The organism is Gilliamella sp. wkB108 (assembly GCF_001690195.1).
Classification (GTDB): Bacteria; Pseudomonadota; Gammaproteobacteria; order Enterobacterales; family Orbaceae; genus Gilliamella; species Gilliamella apicola_L.
In genome coordinates, this window is the sequence record NZ_LZGM01000012.1 from 24,381 (window position 1) to 38,013 (window position 13,633).

Sequence of the window (13,633 nt, forward strand, 5' to 3'; positions counted from 1 at the left end):
TTAACCTATTGATTTATAAATTCGTTAATTTTTTTAATAATATTTTCACTGTTTAATCCGATCTCTGCTCTTATCTCTTTTTGAGATCCTTGTGGAATAAACTGATCAGGTAATCCTATATTTAAAATATCACATTTTATTTTTTTCGATAGTAAAAATTCACCGACGCCGCTACCCGCGCCACCTTTAATACTATTTTCTTCAATTGTGACAAGTATATTATGTGTTTGGCTAATCTGCAAAAGGACTTTTTCATCTAATGGCTTAACAAATCGCATATCAATTACTGTAGCATGAAGTTTTTCCGCGACTTGTAAAACTTCTGGTAATAATGTGCCAAAATTGAGTAAAGCAATATTCTCACCCTCACGGCAGATTTTTGCTTGTCCTATAGGGATTGCCTGTAAAGGACTTAATACAGCACCAATTCCTTCGCCACGAGGATAACGTACCGCAGCTGGACCATTATGTAAATAACCTGTATAAAGCATCTGCCGACACTCATTTTCATCACTTGGCGTCATAATCACAAAATTAGGCACACAGCGTAAAAAACTTAAATCAAATGCACCTTGATGTGTTTCGCCGTCAGCGCCAACAATACCAGCACGATCTATAGCCAATAAAACTGGCAAATTTTGAATGGCTATATCATGGATGAGCTGATCATAAGCGCGTTGTAAAAAAGTTGAATAAATGGCTACAATCGGTTTAAAACCACCAATAGCAAAGCCTGTTGCCAATGTTACTGCATGTTGTTCGGCTATAGCGACATCAAAAAACTGATCTGGAAAGCGGTTGGCAAACTTAGTCATGCCTGAACCCTCGCTCATGGCAGGCGTAATAGCAATTAAGCGTTTATCCTTTTCAGCCATTTCACAGAGCCAATCACCAAATACTTGTGAATAGGTAGGTACTTTTTGGGTATTAGAAGGTAATACTCCTTCATCCGGATCAAACTTGGGTACTCCATGCCATAAGGTTGGGTTTTTTTCTGCCGGTGCGTAACCTTTACCTTTTTGGGTGATCACATGTAATAACTGCGGTCCTTTTAATTGGCGAACTTTTTGTAAAGTCACAACCAGATTTTCAACATCATGACCGTCAATGGGACCAATATAATTAAATCCAAGCTCTTCAAACAAAATCGCCGGTGTTACCAGTCCTTTTAAATGTTCCTCAGTCTTTTTTAGTAGCTCTTTTAATGGTGGAATATTAGAAAGTACTTTTTTGCCACTTTCACGAAATGAAGCATAAGTTTTGCTGGTTAGAATCTGAGCTAAATGTTGATTGAGCGCACCAGTATTTTCCGAAATTGACATATCATTATCATTAACGATAACTAACATATCCGGTTTTATATGCCCAGCATGATTCATTGCTTCAAATGCCATACCTGCAGTTAATGCACCGTCACCAATAACAGCAACAACCTTACGATCTGATTGTTTTTTTTGTTCACTAATAGCTATCCCAAGCGCGACGCTAATTGAGGTAGATGAATGACCTGTAGTTAATACATCATATTCACTTTCATTGCGGTGGGGGAAGGGATGTAATCCGCCTTTTTGCCGAATAGTTAACATTTGGTCTCGGCGTCCGGTCAATATTTTATGAGGATAAGCCTGATGACCAACATCCCATATGATTTTATCAAAAGGGGTATAATAGACATAATGAAGTGCAGTGGTTAACTCAACTACCCCAAGCCCTGAGGCTAGGTGACCACTAGATTGACTTACACTCGTTAACAAAAATTGTCTTAATTCACGACAAATAGCCGTTAATTGTGACTGAGGATAACGCCTTAAATCCTCAGGTGAGTTTATCTGTTTTAACAAAGGGTAATTATTTAAATTCATTATTTAAATTTAGCTTTTAGTGATTTGTTAACTATTTCGATTAATAATATAACCGGTAAGATCGTGTAATGGTTGACTATTATAGGGTATTTGTTCAAGACTAGCGATAGCTTGTTGATAAAGTTGTTGTGTCAATTTTATTGCATTATCAAGTCCCACTAAGGCAGGGTAAGTGCTTTTTTCATGCGCAATATCGGAACCTTGTGGTTTACCCATGATGGCTTGTTCCCCAATTATATCCAAAATATCATCTTGAATTTGAAAAGCCAGCCCAATTGCTTCGGCATAGCTATCGAGTATAGCATAAAAGGGTTTGGCTATATCACCACTAGCAAAAGCACCTAACCGTATTGCTGACTTGATTAAAGCGCCCGTTTTATAGCAATGGATTTGTTGTAGTTGTTCAAGGCTAATTGATTGATGCTCTGCCTGTAAATCGAGGGATTGTCCCAAACACATACCACCTAATCCGCTCGCATTGGCGAGTTCCTTAATCATACTAATCTTAGTGTGATTATCAAGTAATTCTCCTTCAGATAGGAGTTTGAATGCCAAACTTTGTAATGCATCACCTGCTAAGATAGCTTCAGCCTCATTAAATTGGATATGACATGTTGGTTTACCGCGTCGCAAATCATCATTATCCATCGCAGGTAAGTCATCATGAATCAAAGAGTAAGTGTGAATAGCTTCAATGGCTGCAGCTGGCGGATCTAACATATTCAAAGGACAGTGAAACATTTGCCCAGTTAAATAGACTAAAATTGGGCGAATACGCTTCCCTCCAGCAAGAAGACTGTAACTCATCGCTTGCTGAAGTTTTGAGTGAGGATATTGTGCAATATAGGTTGCTAAAAATGAATCAATTCGCTGTTGTAGTGATTTAAGACTATTCATTATCATCATCAATTAAAAACTCAGATAATTCAGCATCACTATTTTCAGCTGTTAAGATCTGGATCCGTTGTTCTGCTTGTTGTAACTGTTTTTGACCTGCGCGCGCCAGTTTTACACCTTTTTCAAACTCATTTAAGGCTTCATCAAGCGGTAAGTCACCACTTTCTAATTGAGTGACAATAGTTTCAAGTTGCTTAAGTGTTTCTTCGAAACTAGGTTCTTTATCCTGTTTTTTTGCCATATGGTATTCCTCTTTGTACTTGTTGAGTATACACGCATTTTAGTTAATGGTGAATTCAGCTTTGAATCCAATATTAAACGGTATAGACTCCTGAATTATTTTTACAAATAAATTTAAGTTTTACACCATTATGCTAGTTCATTGAACGGTTAATCATCATTTTTACTATCTAACTCATCCATAGATACTAATGCAATATCTGGATTTATAGGTTTTTTCACTTCTATACCCAGCTCGCGAAATCGTTCGATTTGACCAATTACATTACCACGACCTTTAGATAATTTGTTCATTGAATTTTGATAAGTTTGCTGTGCTTTATCTAAGCAAGAACCTAAGTTCTCCATGTCTTCGATAAAACCGCGGACTTTATCATATAATTTACTGGCTCTATCGGCGATAAGTTCGGCATTGCGATTTTGGTATTCATATCGCCATAAATTATGAATCGTCCTTAACGCAACCAAGAGTGTAGTTGGGCTAACTATCATAATATTATTTTTTAAAGCATCATTAATTAATGTAGGATCGTGATCGATAGCACTTAAAAAAGCGGGTTCGACAGGTATAAACATTAAAATATAGTCTAAGGAATTAATCCCAATCAGTTTATGATAATCTTTTTGACTTAATTGTTTTAAGTGATTACGAACCGCTGTTAAGTGTTCTGCCATGGCTTTTGCTTTGGTAGCTTCATCATCGCTATTAAAATGGCGCTCATATGCAACTAAGGTCACCTTTGAGTCAATGACAACATCACCACCCTGAGGTAAATGCACAATAACATCAGGCTGTAAGCGTTGATTATTCTCATTAGTTAAGCTAACTTGCGTTTCATATTCATAGCCGGCACGTAATCCTGAATTATCCAGAATCTGGCTAAGAATAAATTCACCCCAATTGCCTTGGGTTTTATTATTACCTTTTAACGCATTAGTGAGATTAGTCGCCTCTTTGGTCATCTGTTCATTAAGCTGTTGCAAGTTACGGATCTCATGGGTAAGCGTATGGCGCTCTTTGGCTTCTTGCCCGAAGCTGTCTTGTACTTGCTTTTTAAATCCCTCTAACTGTTCTTTGAGTGGTGAGAGTAAAAAATCAAGGCTTTGCCTATTTTGTTGTTCGATTTTTTTACCACTCTGTTCAAATATCCGATTAGCTAAATTTTCAAATTGCGTGGTTAAACGTTGTTCACTCTGTTCAAGTATCGTTTGGCGTTCATGGGTCGCACTCAATGTCTCTTCAAGGCGAGTTTTTAACTCACTGATTTTGACATTTTGTGCTAGGTTTTGTTGTTGGTATTGATTTAATTCATTTTGTAACTGTTTTGTTTCATTCGCTAATGTTTGATTTTCTGCTATTTTTTGGTTTAATTGCAGATTAAATAGTTGATTTAAACTATTAATCGTTAACTGAGACTTTAACAATAAAACAAATAACACCACAGCTACTATCACTAATATAATGGCAATCCATTGTGTTAAACCTAAAGAGCCTAACATAATTAAGCCCTTTCAAAAGTAAATGAAATAACATCGTCTAATGTTGCTGAATCAAGCGCTAACATTATTAATCGGTCTAAGCCAACAGCAACACCTGCGCAGTCAGGTAATCCTGCCTCCATTGCTTCTAATAATTTAACATCAATGTTTTGTGTAGGTAGATTAAGATCGGTACGAACTTGGTTGTTTTGTTCAAAACGTGATCTTTGTTCTTGTGGATTAGTTAATTCTTTAAAACCATTAGCTAGCTCTACACCTTTATAATAAAATTCAAATCGACAAGCTACGCGATGATCTTCTGTACTAATTGCCGCTAATGCCGCTTGTGAAGCAGGGAAGTTAAACACGGCTACTGGTTTATCTTGACCTATATGGGGTTCAACACCAAAAGTGAACAGGCATTGTAATAAGGTATCTTTGTCATAACCGTCAGTATTGAGTCCAATATTGAGTTGGTTAACAGCATTAACTAACGTTGCCTGATCAGCTTCAAGGGGATCAATATTAAGATGACGTTGAAATGCCTTTTGATAGGAGATACGTTCAGCTGACTCACAATCTAAAACGGTTTGCAAAAGGTCATCCACTTCATTAATCATTTGCATCATATCAAACTGGATACGATACCACTCAAGCATAGTAAATTCAGGATTATGATAACGACTAATCTCTTCATGATTGCGAAAAGATTTACAGATTTGATAAATAGGACCACTGCCAGCAGCAAGTAGCCGTTTCATATGATATTCTGGGCTGGTGATCAAGGACATCTTTATCCCTGACTGTTCGTCTGTTTCACCGGGTTTTAAAAAAGTAGTATGGAAAGAGCTTAAATGTACGTCCGTAACAGCGTATTGGCTTAAAGTCGGCGTTTCGACTTCCAATATGCAGCGATCAGCAAAAAATTGTCTTACTTGAGAAACAATTTTAGCGCGCTTAAGTAAATTATTGATAGGTGCAGAAGGTTGCCAAGTCATAAAAATATCCATGGATTTTGATTATTTACTAAAAAGACGAGAAATAGGGATAAACCCTATTTCTTAATTACTGACGTTCATTTTGCCATATTGCGAACAAATTGTCGTATTTTTCTTGTTCCCGCCAAATATAGCTATGGAGTTGCGAAAGGAGGATTGGATCTTCTAAAATCGCTAGTTGTTGTTCTTTATTGATTTTATTCAAATCAGTTTGTTTATATAGCGCAATAAGTTCATCACGTTTTTGTTTATTCTTATCATTAACTAAATGCCTTGAGGTTGATAACGCACAAGCTAACGCATTATAAATCGGATCAATCAGTGCCATTATAAAGCCGTGTTCAACCATAGCAGCTTCAGTTGTCACCAAATATTCACCGGTTAAGGTAACAGCGCGAGTCGGGTGAGTCTCTTCTGGGGTTAAAAATAAGCCAGCTTTTTTAGCCTTCATCCCGATACTTGAAAGTCCGGAAACGCGTATAACCAGTGGAGAGATTGTCAACGGGATAAGTATAGCGATGTACCAATAGGTAAATTGTGGATTTAACCAAATAATGATCCACAGCCAAACAATACCTAATAACGAGAGTGGCCAACAAAAATAAAAAGATTCACCCCAAGTTAACACATCATCGTTTCTTGACGGTGATTTCCATTGAATTTTACTGCCCATCCAGGCTTTTAATACAAATTTACTGTGAAAGATCATGCGGATCGGCGCTAAAATCATTGACCATAACATCTCAATAAATATGGAGAGTGTAAGTTTAAAAATTCCACCAACATCTTTTGCGCCAGTTCGGGCAATAATAATGGAATAACTGAAAAATTTCGGTGCGAACAGTAAAAACATGGTTGTCGATAAAAGCTGTATGGCTAAATTTTCATCCCACCTCGGCCATGTTGGATAAAACTGGTTAGGTTGGAAGAAATATTGTTGGTCAGAGAGATTAAACACTAATAATAACAGTGTGGAAAAAATCAAGAATATTAACCAGAGTAAAGAGGATATATATGCCATACCACTGGTTGCAAACATGACTCTGTGAGTTAAAGTGATGCCACTTTTAAATATTAATTTAAGGTTGATCAAATTACCCATACACCAACGATTATCACGTTTAAGATCTTCAATCATATTACCCGGTAACTCTTCATAACTACCATTCATATTATAAGCGATCCAAACACCATAACCGGCTCGACGCATTAAAGCTGCTTCAACCAGATCATGTGATAAAATATGCAAAGGGCCTTTACGTTTTTTCAGTGGTGATAAAATACAATGCTCAATAAAAGGTTTTAAGCGGATCATAGCATTATGCCCCCAATACTGGGCTTCACTTAATTGCCAGAAGTGGGTACCTGAACAGAAAATATCACTGTAAATTTGGTTAGCAAATTGTTGGATGCGCCCATATAGGGTTTTCATCCTGACTGATTTAGGTGGAGATTGTAAGATCCCTGCCTTTGGCGTCATCTCCATCATCGCAACCATGCTCAAAATACAATCACCAGTCATAATGCTATCGGCATCGAGAATCATCATATATTCATAAAGATGTCCCCAACGACGGCAAAAGTCATCAATGTTACCACTTTTACGTTTTACCCGACGTTTACGGTGACGATAAAAGATATTGCAACCATTATCTGCTTTTTGTGCATTAAAGTCAGCCCATGCCTTAAGTTCATTAACATAGATATCTGGATCGTTAGTATCACTTAAAATATAGAAATCACAACATTGAGCATGTCCTGTCTCTATTAATGACTGGTAGGTTGCTTGTAATCCAGCAAAAACGCGGGCGACATCTTCATTACAAATAGGCATCACCAGTGCTGTTCGGTGTTTAGGGTCAATATGTGCGGCAGGATCTTTCGGAATTGGAATAGTATAACGGTCTTTCCCCATAACCGCCAAAATTAATCCCATTATGCTAGTCCAAAAGCCAATAGAGATCCAAAAAAATAAAATGGCAAATAATCCTATGATAATCCATTGTATAATATAAGGAATTATACTATAAATAGCTAATTCAGGATTAATCTCCCAGTTACTCCAAAAGCTAATTCGATGCCAGCTTTGGTAGGGTAGTAGCGACGATAAATAGAAGGTTCCAAAGTAGGTTTGAACTACAATGAAAGCTAACATAATTAAACGACGTATTATGGCAATAAAATTAATACCCGCTTTTATTGTAGCTTTACAGCGTTGATTCCAGCGTTGTGGTTGAATCGCTACCCGATCAATTTCGGGATAACTAGGTTGTTGCTCTCTTTCATCATTAAAAGTTGTTGTTTGTCCAATTTGTTTTAAACGATGTTTTAAAAACGTTAAATCATTGGACAGATCTTCATTGTTTTCTGATTTCGAACGCCAATTGTTGGCGTCAGAAAGGTTTGAAAAGTAATCTATTTTCATCTTATTATCTTATTATTATAATAATTATTGTGCAGGATATTGCCCACTCCACGTTTCAGATAAAACTTCATTTGTTTTTTCTGATAATAATTGAATGCGAATATCCGTGGCCTTTTTATTGTCTTCAACATTGAAGCGAACCAGTACTCGCCACCCCTTAATAATCGGGTTATATTGTGCTTCACAACTGACAATAGAACCATTATTAATGCTTGAATTAATTTTAACTGGTATTTGTTTAGAAAGTTGCGGTCCAGCAAAATCAATTACATAGGCGTTAGAACCGTCCAGTTTACGAACTAAATTAGCTTGTTTTATATCACCTAGTGATAAACGTGTACTAATTGCTCTTGCTACACTATCTGGATAACGTTGTAACTCATTTAAGGAGTAATGTAAACGATATTTAATATCAAGTGTATCGCCACCTTTATATTGTTTTTGCGGTACCCAAAAAGCCACGATATTGTCGTTTGTTTCATCTGCTGTTGGGATTTCAACAAGTTCAACACGCCCTTTTTGCCAATCACCTAATATTTCAGTCCAAACACTTGGCCGTCTTTCATAGTGATCATCAAGATCTTGGTAATCATCAAAGCCTTTATCTCTCTGTATTAATCCGAATGATTTAGGATTTTCTAAAGTATATGAAGAAAATGATAAGCGTTTAGGGTTATTTAATGGACGCCAAATCCATTCATTATTATTGGCTAAAATTGATAAACCATTAGAATCATGCATCGCTGGGCGATAATTTAATAAAGGTGAAGGCTGATTAGGTCCAAACAAGAACATACTTGTTAAAGGTGCAATACCAAGTTTTTTAACCGAGTCACGGAAAAATATTTTGGCTTCTACTGTGACGGTAGTATCAACACTTGGTACTAAAGTTAGTTTATAAGCACCAGCAACATGTGGAGAATCAAGTAAAGCATAAATGACTAAATGTTTTTGATTTGGTTCAGGTCTTTCAATCCAAAATTCTTTAAAACGTGGAAACTCTTCACCAGTCATCTCCCCGGTATCAATCGCCAAGCCACGAGCAGATAGACCATATCGTTGATCTTTGCCTACAGCCCGAAAGTAACTCCCGCCGAGTGCAGTAAAAATTTCATCGTCAGTTTTATCTGGTGAATTGATAGGATAGTGAACTTTAAAACCCGCAAATCCTAGGTGTTTAGTATCTAACTTATCTAACTTGATTTTACTTAGATCAAAATAGCTAGGATCAAATTTTATTTCATTAACTTGATTATTTACAATTTCATTGATTTTTACCGGTGTATCAAAATACATACCTTCATGATAAAACTCAAGTTTAAAACGACTTTTTCGATCTCCCCAATAAGCTTTAGGGTGGTTAAAAAAGATTTTTTGGTAATCTGCAAATTGTAACGAAGCTAATTCATTAGGAATATTTTTAGATGGTTGCACATAAGCTTTCTTTGATAGATTTTCTGCTTCTGTTACTACATCATCGAACGAAAAAGCCCATGATGAAAAACTTAGACAAGAAATTGAGCATACACAAAGTAGCTTGAAAGTTATTTTTTTATTGAAGTGACTTATTGGTAATAAATTAAACATAAAATACTCGCGTTAGTATTATCTAAAAATATTAAAGTAATTGATAATATTAGTCTTTGGATCAGTTAAGCATTTTTCAACATAGTCCGTTTTCAATTCTTGGGTAATGCTTGGATTTTCGTCTATTAGAAAATGAGAATAGTTATCTTGGGTAACTTTGGTATTTAAAGTTGACATATTTTGATCTGACATCTTAAATAATGGTTGGTAAGTTTTTGTAATCTTAGCCGTGTCTTTGCTGTAAATTGCAACGACAAAATCGGCTGAAAGTCGGCAATAATTATTAATATTAGCTTCGGTAGCTTCAATTTTACTTAATTCGATGCTGTGGTCGGCTTCGCTTTCTTCAATGATTTTTTTAATTTCAACATCATATTTTAATTTGTAATACTCTTGAAGATAAAAACTCAAAACACATGCAGAAGGATTTTCATCAGCGTTGCAGGCTAGTATACCGTGTTTTGTAATATAACTATCAAAATTTTTATCGCCAACAAGTTGAAGTAATTGTTTTTTTGCATTTACTACATAGGAGTTATTTTGTTCGGTTTGCTGTTTTAAAAAGGTTAATTGATCGACTTCGACGTTTTGTTCGTCCTGTACGACAATTGGAGGCACAGTTTTCTTTGCACAACTTGTGACAAGAATAGAGACAATGGCGCATGTAAGGATATTACTTATTTTCATATATAAAATTCCATGAACATATTCTTGAGTCGTAATTTATGGTTAGGCTACTATACTACTAATTAGTAGCGACGCGAAATTATATACTCATATTTTTTTAAATACACTAGGTAATTAAATTAAATCTATAAAAAAAGCGTACTTAATATACAGTAGCACCTTAAATATTAATGATGACATATTGTTTTCTTATCGACTGTAAACTCTGTATCATCAGAAACGGAAGGTTTAAACTTTCCTTTTGCTTTAAGGAAAGCAATAAGTTGTTCTGCGTTCATATCGGCCTGAGAGCAAGTATGAAATCTTGCATCTTTACCAAATTTTTGGTGAATAGCGTCAAGTAGTGAGGATTCTGTATAACTGTTTCCAGTCATCATATGTAGTACTTCGTGGCCATGAATTGACAAAATAAATTCCTCCCTTAAATATCCATTCAAATAACTTATATAATAATTTTAATGAGTGAAGAAAGATATCAGATATTATCAAGAAAAAAAAGAGCTTTAACGTTAAAATATAGTTAATTAGTGTGACTTACCTCTGAAGATGAACAGGGGTAAGTACAGGTTAACCATGAAAGAAAAAAATCCTAACTATTATTTCGGCAGTTTATTGGGTTTGGTTATTTGCTAATTTTGCAATAATTGTTTGATTTTCCCGTTTAACTTGATGTATTAAAATAGGAATTGTATCGGTTAGTTTATAACAAATATCATCTTTAATTTTTATCATCCCTTCGTCTGGCAGTGAAGTGATCTCATCACGAACTGCATGGATCATTGACAAAGGAACAAAAGCATAAGCGCCAATATCGATTAAACGTACTCTTGCCCCACCTCGATTAATATCAACGATTTCGGCTTGATAATTTTCACCAATTTTATTTGAAAGATATTGCGCATAAAGATTTTCGGCGATGTCGCGTTCAGCATAACGTAACATTTTTCGTTTCTCATTCATGGTCTTCAATTGCTCTTGATCTGGTTCAGTCAATGATTGTGAACGTATGTAAGCTTTGATTAGACGATGGTTAATCATGTCACCATATTTACGAATAGGAGAAGTCCATGTAGCATATGCTTCAAAGCCCAATCCGAAATGGGGTTGAGCTATAATTGAAAAATCTGCTGGACTTTGAAATTTACGTAATCTTGCCGTTAAAAACGAGTCGTTATCGATCTGGCGTCGAAGTTTGATATAACCGTCAAACGATAACAGTGTATCTTTATCAAAATCAGTGATCCCATGGTCATTTAAAGTCTTTAAGATTTGATCAATATATTTAGGATCAAAACCGCTATGGATATTAAAAATACCAAAACCAATCTTGTGTTGTAGTTGCATTGTTAATGCTTGGTTAGCGATAACCATGATCTCTTCAACAATGCGATTGGCAATGCGACGTGGATCTTTGATGATCGAGGTAACTTGACGATTTTCATCAAGCACAAAACGATAGTCATTATTATCTTTAAAGACTAAAGCATGGCTTTCTCGCCAATTCAGTCTGATATTTGCAAGGGTGGATAACAAATTGAGCTGTTCAGGTAAAGTAGGATGATCCGAAAATAGCTCACTACCATTTTCTAAAAAGTCAGAAACATTGTTATAAGAAAGCTTCGCTTTCGATTCAATCCATGCCGGAATAAATGCGATGTTATCTAAAATATTGCCGGTTTGGTCAATCGTCATTTTACAAACCATTGCTGGGCGTTTTTGATTAGCCTGTAATGAGCAGAGTTCATTGGCTAGTACTTTAGGTAGCATGGGAATATTAAAATCAGGTAAATAGGTGGTGAAATTCCTGTTTTTAGCAATATTATCAAGTTGACTTTCCGATAGCACATAAGCTGTCGGATCGGCTATGGCAACCATGAGTTGAAAATGACCTTGTTCATCTTGTGATACCGTAATGGCATCATCCATATCTTGCGTATCTTCACTATCGATGGTAAAGAAGTTTATATCGGTAAGATCTTGGCGATTATCAAGTTCACTATCAGCTATGGTTAAGGTTTCAATTTCTGGTGCATCGGGTTCGAGATCATAACGCGCCAGTGTTTTTAACCATAATAGATATGGTGAACTATCTTCTACAATAAAGCGACTGATTTCTGCATAAAAACTATTTTTGTTGTCTTCCAATGGATGAGAAGTCAGGGTTGCCACTACCCAATCACCTTCTTTTAATCTTTCGTTAACTTGTTTATTCACTTTACAGCGAATTGAAAAGTAAGCGGGCATATTTTCAGGGTAGATCACCAGACTTCGATCTTGGAAGCCTATTTTACCGATAAATTTTTGCAAAGCACTTTCAATCAATGCTTCTGGTTCAAATGATTCTTTATCGTTATGACTAATTACTGTACCGGAGACTTTATCACCACTACATACCATTTTCATCTTAGCAACCGGAATAAAGTAGCTGGTTTTATTATCAACATCTAGAAAACCAAATCCTTTTTCATGTGCGCGAACGATACCTTCAACGCGAGGCGTTTGTTCGTGAAGTTCTTGTTTTAATTGTGCAAGTAGAGGGTTATTTAAAAGCATGCGGTGTACTACCATAAAAAAATGAATTCTCGATTCTATCACAGTTATTCATATTGTGAATATTGATTTAGTTAAAGATCAGTTTGTAAAATATACGTATACTAAACTATTTTTCACATAATGAATTGAGCCAACTTATGAAATTAAACTTTAAGTTACAAGGTCAAGGTCAACCTATTATATTCATGCATGGTGTTTTTGGTAGTTTGACTAATTTGTCTATGTTAGCAAGAGATTTAATGCAAAATTATCAAACTATACAAGTTGATCTGCGTAATCATGGATTGTCACCTTGGTCAGATGAGATGAATTTTCAGGTAATGGCGCAGGACATTGCGGAACTTTGTCATGATTTGCATTTAAATGATGTGATTATGATTGGTCATTCTATGGGAGGGAAAGTCGCTTTACAATTAACCCAAGTGATCCCTGAGTTAATTACGCAAACGGTGGCTATAGATATTGCACCGGTTAAATACATTGATTCGCCTAATAATCATGTCTTAGATGCTTTAAACCAATGTATTTCTCAAAATATTACCGACAAAAATAAGATCATTAACGTTATGCAAAATAAGGGAATAGATGAAGCAACCATTCAATTTTTGCTCAAATCCTTTAAACAGGAACATTGGTTATTTAATGTTGAAGTGATTAACAAACAATATCATCATTTGTGTGATTGGCAAACAATCTCACCTTGGTTAAAGCCAACATTATTTATTCGTGGAGCGAAATCTAATTATGTTGCAACAGCTTATTATACAAAGATTTTTAAACAATTTCCTAACGCAACTATTGAAACAGTGATCGATGCTGGCCATAATGTACATGCAGAAAAAACAGCACAAGTTCTGCAAATATTACATAATTGGTTAAATTAACTAGCACATATATTAATAATA

11 protein-coding genes are annotated in these 13,633 nt (G+C 35.6%); 1 reads left to right on the top strand and 10 read right to left on the bottom strand.

Annotated features, from left to right (window positions below; translation table 11 throughout):
• Positions 1 to 5: 5 nt before the first annotated feature.
• From dxs to A9G11_RS00965, 10 genes are all read right to left on the bottom strand, one after another.
• Positions 6 to 1,862 (bottom strand): 1-deoxy-D-xylulose-5-phosphate synthase, encoded by a 1,857-nt coding sequence (dxs, locus tag A9G11_RS00920; protein ID WP_065617663.1) that lies wholly within the window; start codon positions 1,860 to 1,862, stop codon positions 6 to 8.
• Between the two features lie 27 nt (positions 1,863 to 1,889).
• A complete protein-coding gene (gene ispA, locus A9G11_RS00925) occupies positions 1,890 to 2,762 on the bottom strand; it encodes a (2E,6E)-farnesyl diphosphate synthase (protein WP_141674319.1) in 873 nt (290 codons plus the stop codon).
• On the bottom strand, positions 2,752 to 3,000 hold the full coding sequence (gene xseB / locus A9G11_RS00930; protein WP_065617664.1) for an exodeoxyribonuclease VII small subunit: 249 nt from the start codon (positions 2,998 to 3,000) through the stop codon (positions 2,752 to 2,754). The genes ispA and xseB overlap by 11 nt, the downstream gene beginning before the upstream one ends.
• Before the next feature lie 149 nt (positions 3,001 to 3,149).
• On the bottom strand, positions 3,150 to 4,499 hold the full coding sequence (gene rmuC / locus A9G11_RS00935) for a DNA recombination protein RmuC (RefSeq protein WP_065617665.1): 1,350 nt from the start codon (positions 4,497 to 4,499) through the stop codon (positions 3,150 to 3,152).
• 2 nt (positions 4,500 to 4,501) lie between these two features.
• On the bottom strand, positions 4,502 to 5,476 hold the full coding sequence (gene epmA / locus A9G11_RS00940; protein WP_218055999.1) for an elongation factor P--(R)-beta-lysine ligase: 975 nt from the start codon (positions 5,474 to 5,476) through the stop codon (positions 4,502 to 4,504).
• Positions 5,477 to 5,543: 67 nt separating this feature from the next.
• Positions 5,544 to 7,901 carry a glucans biosynthesis glucosyltransferase MdoH gene (gene mdoH, locus A9G11_RS00945; protein WP_065617667.1) on the bottom strand — a complete coding sequence of 786 codons (2,358 nt, stop codon included), beginning with the start codon at positions 7,899 to 7,901 and terminating at the stop codon, positions 5,544 to 5,546.
• A gap of 24 nt (positions 7,902 to 7,925) precedes the next feature.
• On the bottom strand, positions 7,926 to 9,488 hold the full coding sequence (locus A9G11_RS00950; RefSeq protein ID WP_081298367.1) for a glucan biosynthesis protein G: 1,563 nt from the start codon (positions 9,486 to 9,488) through the stop codon (positions 7,926 to 7,928).
• An 18-nt stretch (positions 9,489 to 9,506) separates the two neighbouring features.
• Entirely contained in the window at positions 9,507 to 10,175 is a 669-nt protein-coding gene (locus A9G11_RS00955) for a hypothetical protein (RefSeq protein WP_065617668.1), read from the bottom strand.
• 167 nt (positions 10,176 to 10,342) lie between these two features.
• Positions 10,343 to 10,585: a YecH family metal-binding protein gene (locus tag A9G11_RS00960; protein ID WP_141674320.1), complete on the bottom strand. Its 243-nt coding sequence runs from the start codon at positions 10,583 to 10,585 to the stop codon at positions 10,343 to 10,345.
• Between the two features lie 199 nt (positions 10,586 to 10,784).
• Complete coding sequence (locus A9G11_RS00965) at positions 10,785 to 12,770, bottom strand: exoribonuclease II (RefSeq protein WP_218056000.1); 1,986 nt, start codon at positions 12,768 to 12,770, stop codon at positions 10,785 to 10,787.
• Between the two features lie 95 nt (positions 12,771 to 12,865).
• Between A9G11_RS00965 and A9G11_RS00970 the strand changes: the two genes are divergently transcribed.
• Positions 12,866 to 13,612: an alpha/beta fold hydrolase gene (locus A9G11_RS00970; RefSeq protein ID WP_065617670.1), complete on the top strand. Its 747-nt coding sequence runs from the start codon at positions 12,866 to 12,868 to the stop codon at positions 13,610 to 13,612.
• The last annotated feature ends 21 nt before the right edge of the window (positions 13,613 to 13,633 follow it).

What these genes read in the sequence shown, in the direction of transcription:
- dxs (WP_065617663.1), bottom strand. Translation starts at nt 1,862, where the DNA reads ATGAATTTAAATAATTACCCTTTGTTAAAACAGATAAACTCACCTGAG.
- xseB (WP_065617664.1), bottom strand. Translation starts at nt 3,000, where the DNA reads ATGGCAAAAAAACAGGATAAAGAACCTAGTTTCGAAGAAACACTTAAG.
- rmuC (WP_065617665.1), bottom strand. Translation starts at nt 4,499, where the DNA reads ATGTTAGGCTCTTTAGGTTTAACACAATGGATTGCCATTATATTAGTG.
- epmA (WP_218055999.1), bottom strand. Translation starts at nt 5,476, where the DNA reads ATGACTTGGCAACCTTCTGCACCTATCAATAATTTACTTAAGCGCGCT.
- mdoH (WP_065617667.1), bottom strand. Translation starts at nt 7,901, where the DNA reads ATGAAAATAGATTACTTTTCAAACCTTTCTGACGCCAACAATTGGCGT.
- A9G11_RS00950 (WP_081298367.1), bottom strand. Translation starts at nt 9,488, where the DNA reads ATGTTTAATTTATTACCAATAAGTCACTTCAATAAAAAAATAACTTTC.
- A9G11_RS00955 (WP_065617668.1), bottom strand. Translation starts at nt 10,175, where the DNA reads ATGAAAATAAGTAATATCCTTACATGCGCCATTGTCTCTATTCTTGTC.
- A9G11_RS00970 (WP_065617670.1), top strand. Translation starts at nt 12,866, where the DNA reads ATGAAATTAAACTTTAAGTTACAAGGTCAAGGTCAACCTATTATATTC.